23 protein-coding genes and 1 rRNA gene are annotated in these 22,450 nt (G+C 41.5%); 1 reads left to right on the top strand and 23 read right to left on the bottom strand.

The window, feature by feature from the left end:
* Positions 1–906: 906 nt before the first annotated feature.
* The 11 genes from KOL94_RS24245 to metG form a co-directional block, all read right to left on the bottom strand.
* The gene (locus KOL94_RS24245; protein WP_221569248.1) at positions 907–1,281 is read right to left on the bottom strand and encodes a RidA family protein; all 375 of its coding nucleotides are present in this window, start codon (positions 1,279–1,281) and stop codon (positions 907–909) included.
* Complete coding sequence (purR, locus tag KOL94_RS24240) at positions 1,278–2,114, bottom strand: pur operon repressor (RefSeq protein WP_221569247.1); 837 nt, start codon at positions 2,112–2,114, stop codon at positions 1,278–1,280. The genes KOL94_RS24245 and purR overlap by 4 nt, the downstream gene beginning before the upstream one ends.
* A 68-nt stretch (positions 2,115–2,182) precedes the next feature.
* On the bottom strand, positions 2,183–3,043 hold the full coding sequence (gene ispE, locus KOL94_RS24235) for a 4-(cytidine 5'-diphospho)-2-C-methyl-D-erythritol kinase (protein ID WP_221569246.1): 861 nt from the start codon (positions 3,041–3,043) through the stop codon (positions 2,183–2,185).
* Positions 3,044–3,320: 277 nt separating this feature from the next.
* On the bottom strand, positions 3,321–3,491 hold the full coding sequence (locus KOL94_RS24230) for a small, acid-soluble spore protein, alpha/beta type (protein ID WP_221569245.1): 171 nt from the start codon (positions 3,489–3,491) through the stop codon (positions 3,321–3,323).
* 367 nt (positions 3,492–3,858) lie between these two features.
* Positions 3,859–4,128 (bottom strand): biofilm formation stimulator Veg, encoded by a 270-nt coding sequence (gene veg / locus KOL94_RS24225; protein ID WP_221569244.1) that lies wholly within the window; start codon positions 4,126–4,128, stop codon positions 3,859–3,861.
* Between the two features lie 242 nt (positions 4,129–4,370).
* The gene (gene yabG / locus KOL94_RS24220) at positions 4,371–5,270 is read right to left on the bottom strand and encodes a sporulation peptidase YabG (RefSeq protein ID WP_221569243.1); all 900 of its coding nucleotides are present in this window, start codon (positions 5,268–5,270) and stop codon (positions 4,371–4,373) included.
* A 289-nt stretch (positions 5,271–5,559) separates the two neighbouring features.
* Positions 5,560–6,438 (bottom strand): 16S rRNA (adenine(1518)-N(6)/adenine(1519)-N(6))-dimethyltransferase RsmA, encoded by an 879-nt coding sequence (gene rsmA / locus KOL94_RS24215; RefSeq protein WP_221569242.1) that lies wholly within the window; start codon positions 6,436–6,438, stop codon positions 5,560–5,562.
* Positions 6,435–6,995 (bottom strand): ribonuclease M5, encoded by a 561-nt coding sequence (gene rnmV, locus KOL94_RS24210; RefSeq protein WP_221569241.1) that lies wholly within the window; start codon positions 6,993–6,995, stop codon positions 6,435–6,437. The genes rsmA and rnmV overlap by 4 nt, the downstream gene beginning before the upstream one ends.
* A 195-nt stretch (positions 6,996–7,190) precedes the next feature.
* The gene (locus KOL94_RS24205) at positions 7,191–8,387 is read right to left on the bottom strand and encodes a resuscitation-promoting factor (protein ID WP_221569240.1); all 1,197 of its coding nucleotides are present in this window, start codon (positions 8,385–8,387) and stop codon (positions 7,191–7,193) included.
* 206 nt (positions 8,388–8,593) lie between these two features.
* A complete protein-coding gene (locus tag KOL94_RS24200; protein WP_221569239.1) occupies positions 8,594–9,364 on the bottom strand; it encodes a TatD family hydrolase in 771 nt (256 codons plus the stop codon).
* Between the two features lie 629 nt (positions 9,365–9,993).
* The gene (gene metG, locus KOL94_RS24195; protein ID WP_221569238.1) at positions 9,994–11,961 is read right to left on the bottom strand and encodes a methionine--tRNA ligase; all 1,968 of its coding nucleotides are present in this window, start codon (positions 11,959–11,961) and stop codon (positions 9,994–9,996) included.
* A 568-nt stretch (positions 11,962–12,529) separates the two neighbouring features.
* Between metG and KOL94_RS24190 the strand changes: the two genes are divergently transcribed.
* Entirely contained in the window at positions 12,530–12,814 is a 285-nt protein-coding gene (locus tag KOL94_RS24190) for a transition state genes transcriptional regulator AbrB (protein WP_221569237.1), read from the top strand.
* 204 nt (positions 12,815–13,018) lie between these two features.
* On the opposite strand, the gene rsmI is transcribed toward KOL94_RS24190, so the two are convergent.
* The 12 genes from rsmI to rrf form a co-directional block, all read right to left on the bottom strand.
* Positions 13,019–13,894 (bottom strand): 16S rRNA (cytidine(1402)-2'-O)-methyltransferase, encoded by an 876-nt coding sequence (gene rsmI / locus KOL94_RS24185; protein ID WP_221569236.1) that lies wholly within the window; start codon positions 13,892–13,894, stop codon positions 13,019–13,021.
* A gap of 7 nt (positions 13,895–13,901) precedes the next feature.
* On the bottom strand, positions 13,902–14,162 hold the full coding sequence (locus KOL94_RS24180) for a GIY-YIG nuclease family protein (protein WP_221569235.1): 261 nt from the start codon (positions 14,160–14,162) through the stop codon (positions 13,902–13,904).
* The gene (locus tag KOL94_RS24175) at positions 14,155–14,889 is read right to left on the bottom strand and encodes a tRNA1(Val) (adenine(37)-N6)-methyltransferase (protein WP_221569234.1); all 735 of its coding nucleotides are present in this window, start codon (positions 14,887–14,889) and stop codon (positions 14,155–14,157) included. Before KOL94_RS24175 ends, KOL94_RS24180 begins: the two co-directional genes overlap by 8 nt.
* A gap of 376 nt (positions 14,890–15,265) precedes the next feature.
* On the bottom strand, positions 15,266–15,622 hold the full coding sequence (yabA, locus tag KOL94_RS24170) for a DNA replication initiation control protein YabA (RefSeq protein ID WP_221569233.1): 357 nt from the start codon (positions 15,620–15,622) through the stop codon (positions 15,266–15,268).
* 12 nt (positions 15,623–15,634) lie between these two features.
* On the bottom strand, positions 15,635–16,459 hold the full coding sequence (locus KOL94_RS24165) for a PSP1 domain-containing protein (protein ID WP_221569232.1): 825 nt from the start codon (positions 16,457–16,459) through the stop codon (positions 15,635–15,637).
* 5 nt (positions 16,460–16,464) lie between these two features.
* On the bottom strand, positions 16,465–17,451 hold the full coding sequence (gene holB / locus KOL94_RS24160; RefSeq protein ID WP_221569231.1) for a DNA polymerase III subunit delta': 987 nt from the start codon (positions 17,449–17,451) through the stop codon (positions 16,465–16,467).
* A gap of 16 nt (positions 17,452–17,467) precedes the next feature.
* Positions 17,468–17,908 (bottom strand): YaaR family protein, encoded by a 441-nt coding sequence (locus KOL94_RS24155; protein ID WP_221569230.1) that lies wholly within the window; start codon positions 17,906–17,908, stop codon positions 17,468–17,470.
* A 12-nt stretch (positions 17,909–17,920) separates the two neighbouring features.
* A complete protein-coding gene (locus KOL94_RS24150; protein ID WP_221569229.1) occupies positions 17,921–18,250 on the bottom strand; it encodes a cyclic-di-AMP receptor in 330 nt (109 codons plus the stop codon).
* Between the two features lie 158 nt (positions 18,251–18,408).
* Positions 18,409–19,044, bottom strand: coding sequence for a dTMP kinase (gene tmk / locus KOL94_RS24145; RefSeq protein ID WP_221569228.1), 636 nt, complete (start codon positions 19,042–19,044; stop codon positions 18,409–18,411).
* Between the two features lie 4 nt (positions 19,045–19,048).
* Positions 19,049–20,482, bottom strand: coding sequence for an aminotransferase class I/II-fold pyridoxal phosphate-dependent enzyme (locus KOL94_RS24140; protein ID WP_221569227.1), 1,434 nt, complete (start codon positions 20,480–20,482; stop codon positions 19,049–19,051).
* Between the two features lie 410 nt (positions 20,483–20,892).
* On the bottom strand, positions 20,893–21,087 hold the full coding sequence (locus tag KOL94_RS24135) for a sigma factor G inhibitor Gin (protein WP_221569226.1): 195 nt from the start codon (positions 21,085–21,087) through the stop codon (positions 20,893–20,895).
* A gap of 1,236 nt (positions 21,088–22,323) precedes the next feature.
* Positions 22,324–22,439, bottom strand: a 5S ribosomal RNA gene (gene rrf, locus KOL94_RS24130).
* Positions 22,440–22,450 lie beyond the last annotated feature (11 nt).

The raw sequence follows: 22,450 nt of genomic DNA, 5'->3' as shown, positions 1-22,450 counted from the left end.
TATTATGTACATTCAACATACTAGTAACATTTTCCTTCTCTAAATATAAAAAATAATTGAAAAATTAAATAATTTTAAGGAGGGTTGAATTTAGTAAGGTTTTAATAAGAGGTGCAGTTATTCTCATTTGTTGATTTCTCAAAATGCTGTCGTTATGGTGGTGAAATATACTCACTTTCTGAGGGCGATCCGCAAGCCTCCTCGCTCGTTCCTCGTTGTGGGGTCTCGCTTGGCTCGCTATTCCCGCAGGAGTCTCATACATTCCACCGCTTACAGGTTAGTATCACTCTCTTTATCAAATCAAAAGGTTTCAATTGAAACAAACTTCTGGAAATAGCCTTATTTTAAGTACTCAACGTTAAAATTAAAAAACAAAGCGAACAAAACATGGAACCCCCCCCCCTCGGCGGCATGCTCATGAAAGCCGAATCGCGTCGGATGAGTTTGGTTTAACATCAAGGAAAGCTTCTAAGAATTCTTATCGCAGTCCCGGTTTCATTTTTATGTTGAGATCCTGCGCAAGTTAGGAAGCTTTTGGGACCGCCAGCAAAAACTTAAACCTTTTCAAAAATCGATGTTTTTATCCAAATATAGGAGAAAAACAGATTTATTAAGGCAAAATTGGTTTGTAATTATTCATAAAAGGCAGAGGTTGGCCGTAAATAAGGTTAAATGATTGGTCAGCTTATATGAAATTCGGATTTATCTACAAAAAACAGATGGTAAATTACAAAAATTTGAAATTACCTGCAAAAATGAGTTGCGTATCTACAAAAACAAGATTATCTACAAAACACAAAAACCTTCCACTGACTGTCTTCATAAAAAACTACCACGTCGAAGTGCTTGGCAGACCTAAATTTCAAAAAAACCCTGCCGCAAAACTGCGGCAGGGTCTATCCCAGATCATTTTACAAGTGCGATTACTTCTATTTCGATTTTAACGTCTTTTGGAAGCTTCGATACCTCAACACAAGATCGAGCAGGCTTGTGTGTTTCAAAGTAACCGCCGTATATCTCATTGACCTCAGGGAAATCGCCCATGTCTTTAAGAAAGACCGTGGTTTTAATGACAGTATCCAATGACGCGCCTGCCTCTTCTAATACAGCTTTCAAATTTGCAAAGACTTGATGGGTTTGAGTTGCAACATCATCTCCAGCAAGGTTCCCCTCTGCAGTTAATGCAATCTGCCCCGAACTGTAGAACATATTGTTCACGATAACACCCTGGGAATAGGGACCTATCGCTTCCGGTGCATTGGATGTGTGAATCAGTTTCAAGATTGATCATCCTCCATTCGATCTAAATAATTTCCTGCTTCAACTTGTATCTTCTTCTCTCTGGTATCCACATGTGAAAGTCTTGCGACAGAAATGTAATCATCAACAAGCCTTTCTTGGACTTCTTCGGACTCGACTAGGACACCGATCCCGACCATATTTGCTTCAAATTCCTGCAGCAGATCCATCATTCCTTTGATCGTTCCCCCCGCTTTCATGAAGTCATCTACAATCAGTACGTTCGAACCGGATTGCAGACTTCTTTTCGCTAAAGCCATGGTTTGGATCCGTTTCGTCGAGCCGGAGACATAATTGATGCTCATAGTAGATCCTTCTGTCACACGGCTGTTGCTCCTGACAATAACGACCGGGACATTGAGATACGATGCTACGGCATACGCTAAGGGAATGCCTTTAGTGGCTACCGTCATCACGACATCGATATTTCGTCCTGCAAAAACTGATGCGAACATCCTTCCGACTTTATCGATAATCGAAGGATTGCCGATGATATCTGTCATATAAAGGTATCCGCCAGGTAACACCCGTTCAGAAGAACTTAGTAATTCCTTAAGCTCCTCGATAACTTCACTAGCTTCTTGTTTTGATACGCGAGGGATGTACCGCACACCTCCTGCTGCACCTGGAACGGTGACGAGCAAGCCAGCACCTTGCCCTTCGAAGTTTTCTTTTATGATCAACAAGTCTTCACTTATGGAAGATTTCGCTGCTCCATAGCGTTCACTGAAAAATGATAGAGATATGAGTTGGTGGGGATGCTGGAGGAGATATCTCGTTAAATCCACAAGCCTTCCGCTCCGCTTTAATTTCATGCTTGATTCCTCCAAAACCGAATATTTTAAGGTTAATATACCACTTTTGTACGTGTTTTTTCAACCTGCTATTCTGCATCACCGAGCATCCGCACCATATAGACTTCATTGCAAAAACCTCGGAGGCCGTTATAGATCCTCTGAGCTCTGGATTCATAGATTGTCAATCCGAAAACTGTCGGGCCGCTTCCGCTCATCAATACCCCCTCGGCACCAAGACGCTGCATTTGTTCTTTTATGTGACGAACTTCCTGATGCTGTTCTAGTGTTACGGATTCCAATACATTTCCTAATGACGCACAAATTTTATCATAGTCCTTTTCCTCGATCGCCTTTAGCATCGCTTGGGTATCAGGATGTTCGACATCATCGATCTTCAACATACGGTACACATCTGCTGTCGAGACACCAATGGATGGTTTCGCCAATACGACCCAACATGGGGGTGGTGAGGGAATCTGACGGATGATTTCTCCTCGTCCTGAGGCAAGGGCAGTACTGCCATACACACAAAAGGATACATCTGAACCGATTTCTGCTCCAAGTGTCGCCAGTTCTTTTGTAGAAAGTCCCAAATCCCATAACTGGTTTAAACCCTTCAGAGTAGCTGCTGCGTCACTGCTTCCTCCTGCCAAACCAGCCGATACAGGAATCTGTTTATCGATGGATATCCGCACCCCTTCACGGCGATTGAATTTTTTCTTTATCAAATCAGCCGCCTGGTATGCCAGGTTACGCTCATCAAAAGGAACATATCCACCTGTAGAGTCGATTGTAATTTCATTCTGATCTATAGACGTCAATTCAATACGATCAGCAAGGTCGATGGTCGTCATGACCATTTCAACTTCGTGATAACCATCTTTCCTTTTATGTAGGACATCCAACGACAAATTAATTTTAGCTGGGGCCTTAACTGATATTTTCATTAAAATCACCTACTTATTTTCTAAAACCGACTATATCAACTTCAATTATGTATTTTCAACGCTCTTCTTGCAAATCTTAAATCGGAAAAGTGTTTACATCTTGAACCAGCCTTTAATGGTTTATTATTTTTACTGAGGTGATTTCCTCTCCCGTGACACACTTTTCCAACAGGAGTACTGCAAATATCGCTTAAAAAAATTTCTCTTTGAATAAATCATGAGAGAGCCTATAAAAAAAGGGCGGCTCAATTAAAGAGTCCGCCCCAAAACGTAGTAGTTATTTCGTCATTTGTTCTTGTGCTTTTTCAATTGCACGTCTTACCATGTTTCCAGCGTCTTTTGATCGGATTGCTCCCCAGCCTTCTTTTTGCACGGTATCATAGAAGCCTAATTCTTTTGCAATTTCTTCTTTTAATTGCTCTGACATCATGCCGCGTCTTCTGCCCATAATGCTAGCAGCCCCTTTCAAATACTTAATCACTACTACGTGTATGATTAGTATTAGGCCACCGGAAAGGATTTATTATTTCCTTATGTATCCTAAATTTCAATAATTTCTTCGCATAATAAACAAAAAAGTAAAAGACACTGGAGGAGTGAAGTGTGCCAAGTGGTTAGGCGATGAAGCTAGACATCACTTCTCTGCATCCTCACTGCATGGACTTGCCTGGGATCGCTTTTCCCGTAGGAGTGTCGCCAATTTCGTATTAATAATGGCTGCACTTTGCCGTTATCATTCGGCAAATTTAACGTCTCTATATTTCAACATCAAATTAAATCCAGCGCCAAGTAAAAAAGCAGTTAGACATGAATGCCTACTGCCCACTTACCATCATTCCACTCGCTGTATCCTCATCAAATGTAAGTTCAACGGTTTCAGTCAATACATCAGCATAGCTGTATGATACTCTTTCAAATGCGTTTGTATCCTGATCAAGTTTTACGATGAAGACCGCCGGATACGTTTCTTCTAAGGTGCCGCTTCGTTCGATGGTTTTACGTCGTCCCCCGTTTGCTTTAAGCGTAAGACGTTTACCTACTTGCCCTTCTAACACGCGCTTTATATCAGGAATTGTTTTACCCATTTACTACACCTCACTTAGACAAATTATAACATCATTTGATGCATTTTGTCAAAATAAAACTAAAATTATAGCAATCCTCCTTTATCCTTGTCAACGGTAATACGTATATTTTTTCAATCTTTTCCTAGTTTGCCTTAAATTTTGCATATTATGTGGACTTGTACAAAATTATGGAGCGGGAAAAAGGAAGCAGCAGGATGATGAAGTTTTGTCGAATAATCTTTGGATGCCAGCTTGGTCCACTATACCTCCGCAGTAGTGGACTGGCTGTTGCTGTTTTCTTGGCTCTTGATCGGCATCCCTGTTCTCAAAAAACCTGTTGTCTCAACACCTCCGAGACCGTCATCTCCTGTAATAGTATTCCGTAAAACCTCCCATACATTGATCCGGTCTACGAAGGAAGTGAAGCTTACTTTCGACACAATATAAACTGGATCTAAGGCATGGATATTCACGCGTGCAGGTGAACTGGCAAAATTCGCTCCTGCTCGGATCAACGACTCGAAATGGGACTGACACGCTCCCGCAAAAATCATCAATTGGTCGAGATTGGGATTTTTCTTCCTAGCATCTTTTACTGTGCGGACAAAATATTTGGAATTTCTGTAAGCCTGTAGGTCATTCTTTTCACCTTTAGAGCTTGAGTAAGCATCATGGCCAGTGATAACCAAAATGTCCGGTGCAACCTCTTCAAGAAGTGCTGGTACTTTTTCAGGCATTTCAGATTCCTTCATATGAATGCCGTACACAGGTACGTTCAACTTTTTATAAAGTTCTAGACATTTATTCAGATAGTAAGGGTCACCATCGACATGAAGAACTTTTCCCGGAAGCTTGAAATACGAGTTGTTCTTATCATAACCACCAGTGGCGGAATACTCCATCTTATGCCGCAGCAGTTGATAATCCTGTCTAAACAACCGGAAAGAGGACTTTTCTTTCTCAATAATCTTCTTTTTAATTTGCTGTTGCTCATCCCGGTTCATTATCACCAGATCATCCAAAGGGGCATCAGCAATCAACCTCATATCTTCCCCTGCAAGCTCTACAATGCTTTCATCTTCAGATATTTTTACTACACGGAATAAAAGATCGCACTGATATGAGCGTCTCCCAACGATATCCCCTTTTTGTATCGTCATACAATTTCCCCCTCGGGCGAAAGTGGTTATTTGAGTGTCAAATTACAAAGCAACCAGCATAAGCCCTTTTGGGACTGGGAAATGGTTGCACTGAAAAAAAGTGAATTCTTATGAAAAAAGAAAATTACGTTACCCTTCTAACTTATGTACACACACGCAGAAAAATGATAAAGAAAAAGCAACCGATGACGAGGCATTGATGTATCAGCTCACAAAAAAAGGGCTGACGCTTGTGGCCACCCCTTGTCATTATGGCTCTATGAACTTATACATTATGATCCCAGGAAAGTTATACCCTTTTCAACGGCAGCAAAGCATTGGATAAACGGGCGAACTCTTCAATCGATAACGTTTCTCCCCTACGTTTCCCATCGATACCGGTTTCTTGTAATGCTCCCTCTATCATCGACTTTTGCTCTTTAGAAAATAAATTGTTTTGCAGGTTATTCAACAATGTTTTTCGTCTTTGTGCGAAGCTTGATCGCACAACCTCAAAAAAGAAATTTTCATCTTCGACATGAACAGGCGCTTGTTTTCTTAATGTCAATGATATAACCGATGAATCAACGTTCGGCTGAGGGACGAATACCGTTTTGGGAACCTTTACTTCTGATTTTGCCACTGCATAGTATTGGACAGCAATCGATAAAGACCCATAGTCCTTCGTACCTGGCTTGGCCGCCATACGATCAGCAACTTCCTTCTGGATCATCACCACGATCCCCCTGATCGGTATCCGTTCTGTCAATAATTTTAGGATGATCGGTGTCGTTACGTAATAAGGGAGATTAGCAACTACCATCAAATCTTCGACCCCGGAAAATTCTACTTCGATAACTTCCTTGAGATCAGCTTCCAGCACATCCTGGTGGATCACCTTGACATGGGGATAATCAGAAAGAGTGTCCTCTAAAATCGGAATAAGTCTTTGGTCAATCTCAAACGCCGTCACTTTTTTTGCTTTCTTTGCAAGCTGTTCTGTCAATGATCCTATTCCTGGTCCTATCTCAATAACACCTGTTTCAGAACTGACGTCAGCTGCTGCAACAATCTTATCCAGAACATTCCGATCGATCAGGAAGTTTTGTCCAAGACTCTTTTTAAATGTAAATTTGTGCTTATCTAGTATCGACTTTGTATATTGAGGTGTTGCTATATCCTTTCTCATAACTGTTCCTCCTCAAGAACCTTTTGCATGGCTTTCCTGAATTCATCCTGACTGATCTGAAACATTTTTAACCTTTTGTGAAGCTGTTTTCCATTACTGTATCCCAGCTTTAAAAAAGTGCCTAGCTTTTCACGTCTGGAACGCGCTAGATTCCCTCCGATAAGACCTGCATCGATCAAATCCTGCCATGAAATCATTTCGATTTCTTCATTAAAATGATCTTCCCGGGCATCTTTCAACGCTTCTCTTATCGAATCATCTGTGGCATGTTCGATACCGACACCGCTTTTATTTGAGGCGATGGCTTCTTTTTTCGGAAGAAAAGCATGCTTGCAACCAGGAACTTGCTCACGGATGATCCTTCTGATCCGCTCACCCGGAAAATCAGGATCCGTAAACACAATTACACCCCTACGATCCTGGGCAAGCCTTATTTTATCAATTGTAAAGGCACTTATTTCGGAACCGTTCGTTTCGATGGTATCTGCTTCAAGGGCCCTTTTTATTGCAATCGTGTCACTTTTTCCTTCAACCACGATAATTTCTTTAATTTTCATGAAAAACCTCCGAAAAATTTGAAACCTTTTTGTAACAAAATCGTCTAATTAGTAAAAGCAATTATTTACTCAGTATACCCTATCTTAATCCGATAGATAAAGGTTATAAATTCTATAAAGCGGGTAGAGTTTATGTAATCCGTAAAAATAGAAAAGGAGCCGACTCATTGCGTTTGAGTCAACTCCTTGCATTTATCAATCGATTATTTTAATACGGACTGTCTTTCTACCCCAGCTAGTAGCTGCCGACTGACTGCTGAAGAAGACATCGATTTTTTTACCGTTGATTGCTCCGCCTGTATCTAGAGCCGTTGCGTAACCATAACCCTCAACCCATACCTTACTGCCGAGTGGTATGACGCTTGGGTCCACCGCAATGACTTTAGCATTCGGGTTTTCCTTCAGGTTGTACCCTGTTGCCGTAATTCCAGAGCATCCTGCACAATTCGCTGTATATGCAGTACTTGAAACGTAGAATTCACGACCTGAAGGCTCTGATGATTTACTACGGGATACTGTTTGTGTCTGTACTTTTGTTCCAACAGCTACAATCTTATCCTTACTGTCAGAAACTTTTTCTGTTTTCACAAGCTTTCTGGAAACTTCTTTTCCATTTTCCATGACAACTTCGTAATGTTTCTCGACCTTACCTTTTTTACCATCAGAAACGACTTTCTCTTTCCCTTTTGCAAGATCGCTATCCTTACGCTTAACGACCGCAAAGTCAACTGATTCTTCCACTACATCGGTGACCTTTTCTACTCGAGTGACTTTAACCTGTGCTCCCTTTTTAACAAGGGCATCTTTTCCAGGTTCTACACGATCCATTTCATCCAGTTGGATCTTATTTTGTTTTAAAAGGTCAGCGACGGTAATCGAAGTGGTCCAAACATCTTTTTCTTTGCCACCATCATTCAGTTTGACTTTGAAGGCCTTTTCAAGATTGACAGCCATGCCATCTGAGATGTTCGCATTCATGTCAGGTGTGAGTTTGTCATGCTCCCCGACTTCTATCTTTTCTGACTCTAGCAATTCTTTTACAGTATCTGCTGTCGTCCATACTTTTTTCTCTTCGCCATCAAGATTCAATTTAACTTGATGAGATTGGATCCATGTGATCTTCATCTGATCTTTGATTTTCGAATTCAACCCTGGGTCCACTTTGTCATGTGCACCGACGCCTATATCATTTTCTTTCAATAACCCCTTAACGGTATCGGCATGAGTTTGCACCGTCTGATCCTTCCCGTCAATGGAGATCGTCACCGTCTTTTTTGTCAGTTCATAAGCTCCGACACTGACGGCCGTCCCTAAAACAAGAAGTCCTGCAATTGATACCAGAAGCCACTTTCCCGTAAACCATCTGGTCAAAACAGTTTTCAGGTGAGTCATGTTCCGACCCCTCCTTCACGTATTCTAGTTTTCAACACCTGTTGCCCCGCTGCCAAACATTCCCTCCTTTCGCACTTGGTCCCCATTATGCAAGGGAAATCTCCAAAAAGAAAGAAAAACTGCTCGACATTTTTTGTTCAGTTATCACTGAACTTTGTAGAATTTCGCGTGATCTCTTGTATTTTCTTAAACTTCGACATTACTCTTCAGCGACTGATGCCGAATAAGCGAAATGCGTTGTCGGAAGTTTTTTGCGCGAATTCTTCTACAGACATACCTTTTAAATCAGCGATTTGTTCTGCTACATATTTGACATAAGAGGATTCGTTACGTTTTCCTCTTAAGGGATGCGGACTTAAAAACGGACAATCCGTTTCAATCAAAATGCGATCCATCGGAATTTCAACGGCTACTTCTTTCGGTTTCTTAGCATTCTTGAAAGTGACTGGTCCACCGAATGATATGTAAAAATTCATATCCATACATCTTTTTGCGATTTCAAGACTGCCACTGTAACAATGCATGATGCCTCCGACTTCTTCGGCATTTTCTTCTTCTAATATTCTTACAACATCCTCTGTCGCTTCTCTATTATGGATGACAATCGGTAGATCTACTTTTTTAGCAAGTTGAATCTGCTTTCGGAATACATCCTTCTGAATATCCTTCGGTGACTTATCCCAATGATAATCGAGACCCATTTCACCAAGGGCGACTACTTTCGGATGAGAAGCCAATTCTTCAATCCACTTCAAATCTTCTTCTGTCATATCGATTGCATCTACCGGATGCCAACCGACCGCTGCATAGATGAAATCATAACCTTCTGCTAAATCCAGGGCACCTTTGATCGTGTCCCGGTCAAAGCCGACGACAACGATGTGGGATACACCTTCGTCAAGCGCACGTTGAATGACTTCTTCTCGGTCCTCATCGAACTGTACAGCATTCAGATGAGCGTGGGTATCAAATAACATAGTTCCAAACACCTACTAAGATTGTAGTTTCTAATTCAGAACTCCTAGGCTCTGAAACACTTTCCTAGTTTATCACATTTATAAAAGGAATTGCTAAGTCAATAACTTGTCATTCCGATTACAGTTTTATTACAAAAGAAAATCGTTATAAAGAAGAAGTCGAACATAAATAAAGAAGAATGACCGTCAAGCCCCACCACCACTAAACATTCTAGGATTTGCCTCCATTGAAAATGAGTGGCAAAAACAGAATTGAACATAATGTCCAATGGCCATGATTTTGGTCATTCTTCTAAAATTATAGCTTTTTCAAACTAAAGATTGATTACTTTTCCCTAAAGAGTGTGTGAATTCACTTAACTTTTGAAACAAATGTTATAGATTAAGGCTCTTTTAGTAAAGATTGTTGTTTTTCACAATTCCATTGGAATGGCGTGGGAATATACTTGCTTTCCGCGGGCGATCCGCAAGCCTCCTCGCTCGTACCTCGTTGCGGGGTCTCGCCTGGCTCGCTGTTCCCGCAGGAGTCTCGTATATTCCCACTGCTTACAGACTTCCATCGTTCTTACATCAAATGAAACCAGTCATTAACCACAAACTTTTAGAAAACAGCCTAGCTTAAACATTTTTTACTTTATAATCGTTCCGTTTGGAAGAGATTGGTCGATTGTCGCAAGTTTAAGTCTGCCATCTTTGCTTCCTGCAAGGATCATTCCTTCAGACATTTCGCCACGGAGTTTCACTGGCTTCAAGTTCGTGACACAAATCACTTTCATCCCGATCAGTTCTTCGGGCTGATAATATTGAGCAATACCAGAAACAACCTGCCGTTTTTCATCACCTAAATCCAGCTGTAGCTTCAATAACTTATCTGCTTTTTTGACTTTGTCTGCTTCTACAACTTCTGCAACTTTCAATTCAACCTTCATGAAATCATCAAATGTGATTTCATCTTTACTATCTTCATTCTCTTTTTCCGGATTCACTTCAGGTTTTTCTTCGGTCGTCCCCGTTCCTGTCATTGATTCTTTAATGTAGGTCACTTCTTCTTCATTCTCAAGTCGAGGGAAGAGCGGCTGCCCTTTTTGGACTTTTGTTCCGCCTGGGATTTGCCCGAACTCTTTCAAACTTTCCCAACCTGTCAAGAAATCGCCTTCGATTCCCAACTGCCCCCATATCTTAGCAGGCGCCTTTGTCATGAATGGCTGGATCAAAATTGAAATATAGCGTAAGGATTCAGCTAAATGGGACATGACAGACGCAAGCTGATCTCTTTGGTCTTCATTTTTTGATAGAATCCACGGCTGCGTTTCATCGATATATTTGTTAGTACGACTCACTAGCTGCCAGATAGAAGACAATGCCACTGAAAATTCCAAATGGTCCATCGCAGTTTCTACTTTTTCAACCGTTGCATCGACGAGTTCTTCTAACGAATCATCAAAAGAAGTAATCGTACCCTGATGAGCTGGAATTTCTCCATCAAAGTATTTGCTGATCATCGCAACTGTACGATTCAATAAATTTCCTAAATCATTCGCAAGGTCATGGTTTACACGATCAACAAAGCTTTCAGGAGTGAAAACCCCATCAGATCCGAATGGCACTTCCCGGAGGAGGTAATAACGCAATGCATCAAGTCCGTAACGGTCGATCAATGTTACAGGATCAACAACATTCCCTTTGGATTTCGACATCTTACCATCTCTCATCAGCAGCCAACCATGCGCAAATACTTGTTTTGGCAATGGTAGATCCAACGCCATAAGGATAATCGGCCAGTAGATGGTATGAAAACGCGTAATCTCTTTTCCTACCAAATGAACATCTGCAGGCCAATATTTTTGATAACGTTCATCATTTTCGGAACCGTAGCCGAGAGCAGTGATATAGTTCGATAAGGCATCGATCCAAACGTATATGACATGCTTCGGGTTTCCTGGAACTTTAACTCCCCAATCGAAGGAAGTACGTGAAACAGCCAAATCCTCTAACCCTGGCTTGATGAAGTTATTGACCATCTCATTTTTACGTGTTTCAGGTAAAATGAAATGCGGGTTTTCCTCATAAAACTTAAGAAGACGATCGGCGTATTTACTCATCTTGAAGAAATAGGATTCTTCTTTCACTTTTTGAACAGGACGGCCGCAATCCGGGCAATTCCCTTCTTCTAACTGTAGATCCGTAAAAAAGGATTCACAAGGTGTACAATACCATCCTTCATATTCATCAAGATAAATATCCCCTTGGTCCATAAGCTGTTGAAAAATCTTTTCGACAACATTCGTATGGCGATCTTGAGTAGTTCTTATGAAATCATCGTAGGAAATATCAAGCTTGTCCCAAAGATCCTGAATCCCTTCTACGATTTCATCTACATAGTTGATCGGGGCAACACCTTGTTCTTCTGCTTTATCCTGAATCTTTTGTCCGTGTTCATCTGTTCCAGTCAGATACATGACATCGTAACCACGCAAACGCTTATAACGTGCCATCGCATCACCTGCAACAGTCGTGTACGCATGGCCGATATGGAGCTTTCCACTCGGATAATAGATTGGTGTAGAGATATAAAAAGATTTGTTTTCCCCTGACATCTTGCAACCTCCTTGCGCTTCCAAAAATTGTTTCAAATTAACAAAATAGGGGTATTTAAGGGTGAATACGCTATTACATGTACATTTCCCGATTTAATTCTATCATTAATCAAAGAGTTTTTCTTATCTTAGACATAAAATGACACAGAGATACGAAAACAATATATGTAAATACTACAGGATTCCTGTATTTCTTAAAAAATATACCTGAAGTACAGGGTTCATTCAAGTAGTTGAATATAAGATTTCGACACAAAACGTCGAACAATGTCGAATTTCTGTCGAAGTATAATACTTTTAGGTTATTAGTAATCAAAAAATTTTAGTATAATTTTCCTGGTAATGACTTCTGTATTTGGGAATCCCAAACATTCGTTACTTCAAGATAAGCGTCAGCACAATGTTTGTATCTAGTTTACAGAAATTGCAAATATTTTCATTAAAGAAAATGATTGACGTGTTTGGGAATCGCTGGTATTATTAGGGCATAATAGTTTTTGTCGAATAATGGCGATAAACATAGAATCAGGTCAAAAAACAGGAAAAACAAGAGAGGAGATTTATTATTATGAAATCTACAGGTATTGTTCGTAAGGTCGATGAATTAGGTCGCGTGGTGATTCCGATTGAACTTCGTCGTACACTTGGTATCGCAGAAAAGGATGCTCTCGAAATCTATGTTGACGATGACCGTATTGTCCTAAAAAAATACAAGCCTAACATGACTTGTCAAGTTACTGGAGAGGTATCTGATGATAACCTTTCAATTGCAGATGGAAGAATCATTCTAAGCCGTGAAGGTGCAGAGCAAATCATGAAAGAATTAGACGACTACGTTTCAAAAGCAAAATAACCGTATGACGAATGGGTTGGCCCTCTATGGAGCCAACCCTTTTTTCATCTGCTGTTTTTAAAGTTTGTTACTAATAAAAGCTGATAAGGAGATGAATACCTATAACAGCGAGATATACGAGACCTCGCACTTTTGTAGATTGCAATCGGAGAGCGGGCATATTTCCACCTTGTAAACATTACAACCTGTGTGAAAACAGCTTTATCATTGGACATGATACATTTGGTATACTTCACGCTTCGGCAAGCCGCGATCCATGGATACTTGTTTAATAGCAGCTTTACTAGACATGTTCTCTTCATTTATATAATGATCGATGTGTTCAACGATCGAAAGCTTCAACCACCACTGATCGGTTTCTTGGGGAAGTTCCCCTGTTCCTTCTATTATTAAGCAAAATTCCCCTCTGATTTGTTTCTTCTCACTCCATTGCCATAATTCCTCTAAATTACCGCGGACGATCTCTTCATATTTCTTAGTCAATTCTCTATTTATCGAAACTTTACGATCTGCTCCAAACACTATTGCTAATTCTTTTAGCGTTTCTTTTATCCTGTGGGGCGACTCATATAAAATAACTGTGTCCCGAACCGAAGCAAGATAGGTGAGTTCTTCTTTTCTAGACTTCTTGTCCCGGGGAAGGAATCCATAAAAGTAAAAGTGATCAGTTGGAAGACCGGAAGAAACAAGTGCGGGAAGGGCAGCATTAGCTCCAGGTAAAGGAATGACCGGAATCTGATTTTCTACACATTGCTTCACCAAATCATAACCTGGATCAGAAATGCCTGGCATTCCTGCATCACTGACCAATGCGATGGTATCACCATTCTGCAGCTGACCAATAAGTTTTTCTCCACTTTTCATCTTGTTATGTTCATGATAGCTGACAAGAGGTGTAAGAATATCGAAATGGTTACACAACTTTTTTGTTTGCCGAGTATCTTCACATGCGATCAAATCTGCTTCTTTCAGTTGCTGAATAGACCGGAATGTCATATCTTCCAGATTACCAATGGGGGTAGGTACGATGATGAGGGAACCTGCCCTTCCCTCTGCATGATAGCTATGTTGATTCCACATGATTCGATTACTCCTTCGTGTAGATTAGGCGCGTTTTCTCTTTTTTGTTCAGCTGCTTAATCTGATATTCTGCTTTAAGCGCCTCAGATTTCGTCAAGTGGTGTTCCAGATACACAAGTTCTACAGGGGTCCGCCCTTTTGTATATTTCGCCCCTTTTCCTTGTTGATGCGCAATCAGCCGTTTATCGATATTATTCGTATACCCTGTATACAAGGTGCCATCGCAGCATTCTAAAATATAAACACAATACTGAGGGTCCTTACTCATATGCTTTTCTGACCTCCTCAGTATATTCATCCGCTGGATTGTAAACGGTTAACGGAGGGAGCAGTGTCAAATCAGGCTTGCCGCCCTTTGTCCCCTCAACAAGCACCATATTGGCATCCTTCCCTTGCTTTGGATAGACGAACTGCAAGCGTTTCGGTTCTACCTTGTACTTCCGCATCGAGAAAAGCAGATCCATCAATCGTTCCGGTCTATGGACAAACGCTGCTTTTCCACCATTGCGGAGATTTTTAGCCGCTATCCTTACGACATCTTCGAGCGAACAATAAATTTCATGCCGCGCAATCGCAACGTGTTCATTTTCATTATGATCAACTGGATTTTTTGAATCAAAATAAGGCGGGTTACACGTGACGACATCAAATCCTTGATCAGATTTCCGTTCATAGTCCAGTATATCTTCATGTTCGATTTGAATACGTCCTTCAAGATTGTTAATTTTCACACTTCGTTCCGCCATACTTACAAGCTTTTCTTGAATTTCCACACCGGTGATCGATCCTTTAGTGCGTCTTGATAGAACCAATGGCACAGCACCTGTTCCTGTACATAAGTCCAACAGTTTCCCTTGTTGAATAGGGACGTATACGAAATTTGCCAACAAGACGGCATCTAATGAAAAAGTGAACACCGACGGGCTTTGTATTATTTTCAGCTTATCTTGAACGATATAATCAACCCGCTCATCATCAAACAGCTCTATCGACATCATACATAGATCCTTTCACCCTGGTTGGAGGTATAAGTTGAAATAGCTCTTAATAGTGAATTATTTACAGAAAGTTTATTAAAGCGAAATTTACGACACTCCTGCGGGAATAGCGAGCCAGGCGAGACCCCGTCTTCAGAGAAGTGATGTCTAGCTCAGCGACCAGTCACTTTGATCACTTCAAACTTCCTGCGGCGGCGACAGCCTCCTCGTCAGTTTTCCAGTGGCCGTCGTGCCTAACCGGGTCGCTTCCGCTTTTCTTTAGCCCGCGGAAAGGGAGTGAATTTCGCGAAAAATAACAATACTTATGTAAAAAGAGGCTGAACTACGAAAATCACAGCTCAGCCCCTACCGAATCAATCAGAGGAATCATCATCTATTTCTTGTTGAGAAAAGACAGACAGAACAGGCAGTCCCCTTCCGTCCGTATACTTCCGTAGTGAAGGTTACATATATGGAATCCTTCTTGATACAAACGTGCCAATGTATCAAATCCTTCACCGATATCAGGAACATGCTTTTGCGAATCGTTTTTTTTCGAAGAAGCTTGTCCTCCGACCGTCTGCTTTTCCCTTTCCAAACGGCTTCTCAAGTTACGATTCTCAATTTCCAAATGATGATTTTCTTCTAATAGAGTAGCCAATTGGTTTTTCAGATCTCCCAATTGCTTGTATAAACTTCCGATTTGCTCTTCCATTTCACTTACTCTTGAGAAGATTTCTTTTTTATCCACGGCTTCACCCCGTTACTCTGTAGCTTGTGAAACGGAGCCTTCCTTTATAAGCTCATCGAGGGTGAATTCAATCACACGTTCACGTTCGTAAAGGTCCACTTGCACTAAACGCTCTAAAATATTCAGACCGACTACTTTTCCGTTACCATGCGCTGTGTGAATTTCTTCTCCAATGTCGGGAAGCTCCTTTTTTGCGGTTTCATAATCATCGTTTTCATACTTTAAACAACACATCAGTCTACCGCATAATCCAGATATTTTTGCTGGATTCAATGATAGGTTTTGATCTTTGGCCATCTTGATCGATACAGGTTCAAAGTCTCCTAAAAAGGTTGAACAGCAAAGCAGCCGTCCACATGGCCCTATTCCGCCAAGCATTTTTGCCTCATCCCGGACACCAATCTGCCGCAACTCAATACGAGTCCGGAAAATGGATGCCAAGTCTTTCACCAATTCACGGAAATCGACCCGGCCGTCTGCTGTGAAATAAAAGATGACTTTGTTCCGATCGAATGTATATTCAACATCGACAAGCTTCATATCAAGCTCATGCTCATCAATCTTCCTCCCACATACATCAAACGCTTCTTTTGCAGCGTCTTTGTTCTCTTGAACTGAAATTTGATCCTTCGTATTCGCGATTCGTACGACTTTCTTCAGCGGGAGAACGACATCGTTTTCATCCACTTGCTTTTTCGCAAGGACTGTCTTTCCGTATTCAATGCCTCTAGCGGTTTCGACAATGACGAATGTATTGACATCTATATCAAGGTCCCCTGGATCAAAATAATATATTTTACCCGCTTTCTTAAAACGGACGCCAATTACCTCATACACTAGGTTTATCCCTCCTGCAATCTAAGCACTAATTGCTCCATCAACAACTGAAGATTCATATTTGCGTTCAAACGTCGCTTAGCCTCAAGAATATGCAGCATTTGATTCCGCACACGGCTTTGAGAGCTTTGTAGCGCTTGGACGGATAATATATTTTGATGATCGCTGTAAACGATCGACTGTTCTTCTTCCAATTGCGTAAGAAAAACATCTTTATACCAAATCAACAACAAATCCAAACCAATTTCGACCTGTTGTTTTTCTTTGAAATGTGGATTCCAATATTCGTGAAGAGCGAGAAGTGCACGTTGGGGTCTCTCAAAAAGCTCTTCTCCTAATTTTAACACGTTCTTTCTAGCTATTACAAACCACTCATCGTTCAGATATTCTTCCGCTTCTGCCTGGTCGTTCGTCAACGCTGCGGCAGTACGTGCAAGCTGTTTGGAATAATCTTTCTCAGTGAGTGCCTCGATCAATTCATTCTGTGATTGCGGAGCAAAGGTTAAAATCTGGCATCGGGAACGAATGGTGTCAAGAAGCTGTTGTGGGTTCTCTGTCAGTAATATGGCGATCGTTTCTTGGCCAGGTTCTTCTAAAAATTTCAACAAGCTGTTTGCTGCTTGATTCGTCATTCGTTCCGCATGTTCAAGAATATAAGCTTTTGATTTGGACTCAAGTCCTAAATAAGAAAATTCTTTCTGGAGCTGCCGGATTTGTTCGATTTTGATCGATTGCCCATCAGGCTCGACAAAGTGGACATCCGGATGATTTCCTGAATCGATCCGCTTACAATCCGGACATTCACCACAGGGTTCACTATCTTTTCTTACTCGACAGAAGTAGGCTTTCGTCAAATGGAGCGAAATTTTCTTTTTCCCCGTTCCTTTATTACCTTTGAACAGATAAGCATGTGCAAGCCGTTCTTTTTTTATGCTGTTGGTCAGTAGTTTTACGACATAAGGTTGTCTTAATGCGAGTGCATTCCATTCCATTACAATCGACTCTTTTCTACGTATACAAATTCACGAGCAAACCTTTGATTTCACCAATCCGGCTTAGGATATAAATTGATTTGCCTTCACGGGAAACGAGCTCATCTGTAAGTGTCATCAACTCTTCATCGATTTGTTCTATTAAATGCATCGTTTCTAAATTACCGTGTCCATTCCAGCTTCTCGATTTTTTCAGATTCATGCCGAATTCAACCGTTTCTTTCACAAATCTTTTCACAAGCTGTTTATACTCTCGAAGATCACTTAATGTTTGTGATTTCAACAATCGTTGACCCTGTCGATCTATTTTACTTAGTAATTGTGTCAATTGTTCACTTTGGAGTTTCTGCTGTTGGGCCTGTACCACTGATTCGAATTTCCCTGACTTGACGTGGGGCTTAACACCATCCTGGAGGCGTTGTTCCACAGTCGTACGAAGCTCTTGTCCTACTTTCATAACTGATGCCTCCTAATATTGCATGAACTGTTCAATAGGGAGGACGAATACTGTAGCCCCACCGACTTCTACTTCAACAGGATAAGGTACATAAGAATCCGCATTACCACCCATAGGAGAGACAGGTGCTACAAGCTGATCCCTGCTCTGACAATTTTCCTTGATGATATCAAGCACACGCTTGACATGCTGATCCTCGACACCAATCATGAAAGTCGTGTTTCCAGACTTGAGAAATCCACCTGTACTTGCTAATTTTGTAGCACGAAAATTACTCTTCACAAGTGCGTCAGATAGTCGATTGCTATCTTTATCCTGAACCACCGCCACCACAAGCTTCATAAGCGAGAGCTCCTTTCAACGATTTACCTATATGTTAATACTATTCTCTCTATAATCTATTTTCCTCTATTTAAATCCGTGTTGAGTGTATCTGAAAAATGTTGAGTAAAAACAACTAAAAAAGAAAAGGTTCTTTATACTATTATAACAGTTACACCCTAATTTATCTCACCAAGTTTCCTCTCGATAACCACAAGCACATCCTGATAGACTTTTTCGATCGGCTGTTCGGCATCTACGACGACCATACGATCTGGAAACATGCTCAGGACACGCTTATAACCTTCCTGTACCTTTTTATGAAACTCCATTTTTTCTAGATCCAGCCGATTCTTTTCCCGTTGTTCATTGTCATCAATCCGACTTAATCCAACTTCAGGAGATAGATCAAAATACACTGTTAAATCCGGCATCCGATCCTCTGTCGCAAAACGGTTGATTGAATAGACCTCTTCGATTCCAAGACCTCGTGCATATCCTTGATACGCAAGGCTGCTGTCAATGAATCGATCGCAAAGAACCAGCTTTCCCTCCTCTATGGCCGGGATGACTTTCTCGACAAGATGCTGTCTTCTTGCAGCTGCATAAAGCAACGCTTCTGTCCGACTATCCATCTTTGTGTTTTCCGGATTCAAGATCACCGCCCGGATTTGTTCAGCAATGTCGATCCCTCCCGGCTCACGAGTACAAAGTACTTGGATCCGTTTGGATACTTCCTGCTCGATTTGTTTAATGATGGTTGTTTTTCCGGCACCCTCTGGACCTTCAAATGTAATAAATAATCCGTTTTGCATACTACTACCTCCGAGTTTCCTGATGTGTTTCGGCTACACGTATATCTTTAAGATCCGTCCCCTGAAATCTGGCACCTTTTTGAAAAAGGAAATGACAATACTTAACATGGGATTCCGTTATCTTCTCACCTTTCATGATGATCGGAATGCCTGGCGGATAAGGTACAATCGTTTCTGCGCTTATCTCATTCACTGTTTTTTCTAGTGGGAGTCTTTTCGTTTTTGTAGCTTTTAGTTCCTTATCTGTCAATGTCAATTCCGTAATGGAAGGAAATCGATCGACTTTCACGATTTCACGCTCGACCATATCATAACTACTTAGCGTCCGTTCAATTAAAGAGGCAAGCTCCTCGATTTGCTCGAGCGGGGCAAGTGGAAGAATGAAAAGGACATTGTAAGGATCAGCAAGCTCCGAATAAATTCCCGCCTTTTCAAAAATAGCTTGCATTTCAAAGCCAGATAAGGATGTTTTAGACTGGATGATCAATTTGAGCGGATCAAACCAATCTGATGCGTTTGTATGCTGGATAACTTTGATTTGCGGGATTCCGTTGAGCCGTTGCTTTAATGTTTCGATACGTTCTAAAATGCGCTTAATATCTTGTTTTTCCAAACTTTCGATATACGAGCGCGCATAATCCAATGACGCCATCAAGACGTAAGACGGGCTGCTTGACTGTAAAATTTGCAAGTTCTCTTCCAAAAGCGCAACGTCAATACGTTCTGATTTGACATGAAGGAACGAAGCCATCGTCATCGCTGGTAGAGTCTTGTGCGCAGATTGGACGACGATATCAGCACCCATCGACAGTGAGGAAGGCGGGAAAGGGGATCCTATTGAAAAATGTGCCCCATGTGCTTCATCTATAAGAACAGGAACATCCCTCTTATGTACAAATGAAATAATCTCACGTAAATTCTTCGTCATCCCGTAATAATTAGGGTTCGTGAGAATGACTGCATCAATATGTTGATAGTGCAAAAAAGCCTCTTTTACCTGGTCTAATGTAATTCCAGTTGCAATACCCGTCTCTCGGTCTATTTCAGGAGATAACATCACCGGTCTTGCACCAGCTAATTGGACCCCACTCATGACCGATTTATGACAGTTCCGCTGCACAAGCACCCTTGCTTCAGGCTTACATGTCGTCAGAATCATCGCCAGGTTGCCAACGGTCGTCCCATTGATGAGAAAGTAGCTTTTATCCGCTCCATAAAAGGAGGCAGTCAATGCCTGAGCCTCTTTGATTACATCGGTCGCATCATGGAGATCATCCAATCCTGTCAGTTCAGTTGCATCAAGCTCAAGAAGATTATGAGTCCAAACTTCGCTCGACATCAACTTTCCGAATTTATGACCTGGCACATGAAAAGAAAATTTCGCTTTATCGTAATGCTCCCGTAATTTATCAATTAATGGTGTGTGTAAATGTCTCAAACTTCATCCATCCGCTTCTATGAAGTAATCCTCTCCTCATTTTAGCAGAAATGGTAGGGCATTTGCGAGGTCAATCCTTAAGTACAGCCCTGGGTTCTTTAAACACAAGGCTTTGTTAAGGAATGATGTTGATTTCTTCGAAATTCACTCCCTTTCCGCGGGCATAGAAAAGCGGAAGCGACCCGGTTAGGCACGACGGTCACTGGAAAACTGACGAGGAGGCTGTCGCCGCCACAGGAAGTTTGAAGTGATCAAAGTGACTGGTCGCTGAGCTAGACATCACTTCTCTGAATGCGGGGTCTCACCTGGCCCGCTGTTCCCGCAGGAGTGTCGTGAATTTCGTTTAAAATCAACAACGAATAGTAACATAGCCAAACACAAAATAAAAAACAGGCGTCCATCCACCTGCTTTAACACGATACTTGATTAATTTTTCTAAGCTTTTCTATAAAATATTGATATTCTTCATCATCAGTGTCTGTAACAACCATTCTCTGTTCGCAATCTGAGCATAAAAAGTGTTGGAAAATATAGATTCCCTCGTTGTTTTTCTCTTCACAAACCATACATATATCCATGGATCGCTGTTTTTTTGCGGTTTCCATTTCTCCACCTCCATCACCCATTGTTGCCACAAACAATTAAAAATATACAAAACCGATTTAATTTTTTGAAAAATCAGTTGCTATCGTAAATGTATGATGATCAATCAGAAATTGTGTATGTCTCCCTAAAACTAAAGCTGTTTATTTCGAAATTTGATTGTACTAAAAATAGTGAAAGGTTTTTGCTGAGCAAAAACCATCTTTTATCAATTATTTAGTCTTCGGTTTTAGATGAACGTCTAATGTCAGTGATGATTAAATCAAGGTTTCAAAGACCTTTCATGCACGTCAATTTGACGCTTCTGCTTTTTGACGGTTAGAATAAGGCTGTATCTGTACGTCAAATTACAATTTCTGTACTTTCATGGTATAAATAACTGTGTAAGTCCCTCTTTTTTCGTACTTATTCTATTTTAAGGTACCTCAAAATGGTTTTTTCTGTTTTAAGGACTCCTTAACGCCCTCTTGGGTACCTCAAAATCTGATTCTTCGCCTTTTCATGTATTCAGAACTGCTCTCTGAATAATCATACTGGCTTTTTTGTACCTTCATGTACTCAGTACCTTCTCTGACCGTTTCTGTGTGAAAAATCAAATTAAGTGTCCTCATGAATGCTTCATAAGACACTTCGAATACAAAATGATTACTTATACAACAAAAAAGAGCAGTCTCTCGACTACTCTGTGTTGCCCGGCGACGTCCTACTCTCACAGGGGGAAGCCCCCAATTACCATTGGCGCGCGAGCTTCACTTCCGTGTTCGGCCTTCGGCCTGCGATGAACGGCGGATCTCTTCGTCATCGGCACTCGCTCCGGTCCTCGCGTATATCATACGCTGCGGGCGTCGCTCCCTGGTTTCCTTGATCCTCACAACCCTCGTATTCTTTGGAGTTTTTTACCCTTCCGGGCTTCTTTTGGAAATACAAAAAAGAGCAGTCTCTCGACTACTCTGTGTTGCCCGGCGACGTCCTACTCTCACAGGGGGAAGCCCCCAATTACCATTGGCGCGCGAGCTTCACTTCCGTGTTCGGCCTTCGGCCTGCGATGAACGGCGGATCTCTTCGTCATCGGCACTCGCTCCGGTCCTCGCGTAATATCATACGCTACGGGCGTCGCTCCCTGGTTTCCTTGATCTCCTTGTTCCTCACAACCCTCGTATACTTTGGAGTTTTTTGCCCTTCCGGGCTTCTTCTTTGAAACACAAAAAGAGAACAGCTTTACAGCTGCTCTCTTGATTGCCCGGCGACGTCCTACTCTCACAGGGGGAAGCCCCCAATTACCATTGGCGCTGAAGAGCTTAACTTCCGTGTTCGGCATGGGAACGGGTGTGACCTCTTCGCTGTCGTCACCAGACTATCGATTTG

Origin of the sequence: Alkalihalobacillus sp. TS-13, assembly GCF_019720915.1 — a bacterium.
In the GTDB taxonomy this organism is placed as follows: domain Bacteria; phylum Bacillota; class Bacilli; order Bacillales; family Fictibacillaceae; genus Pseudalkalibacillus.
Note: the sequence above shows the minus strand (reverse complement) of the source record. Positions and strands in the feature narration are given on the sequence as shown.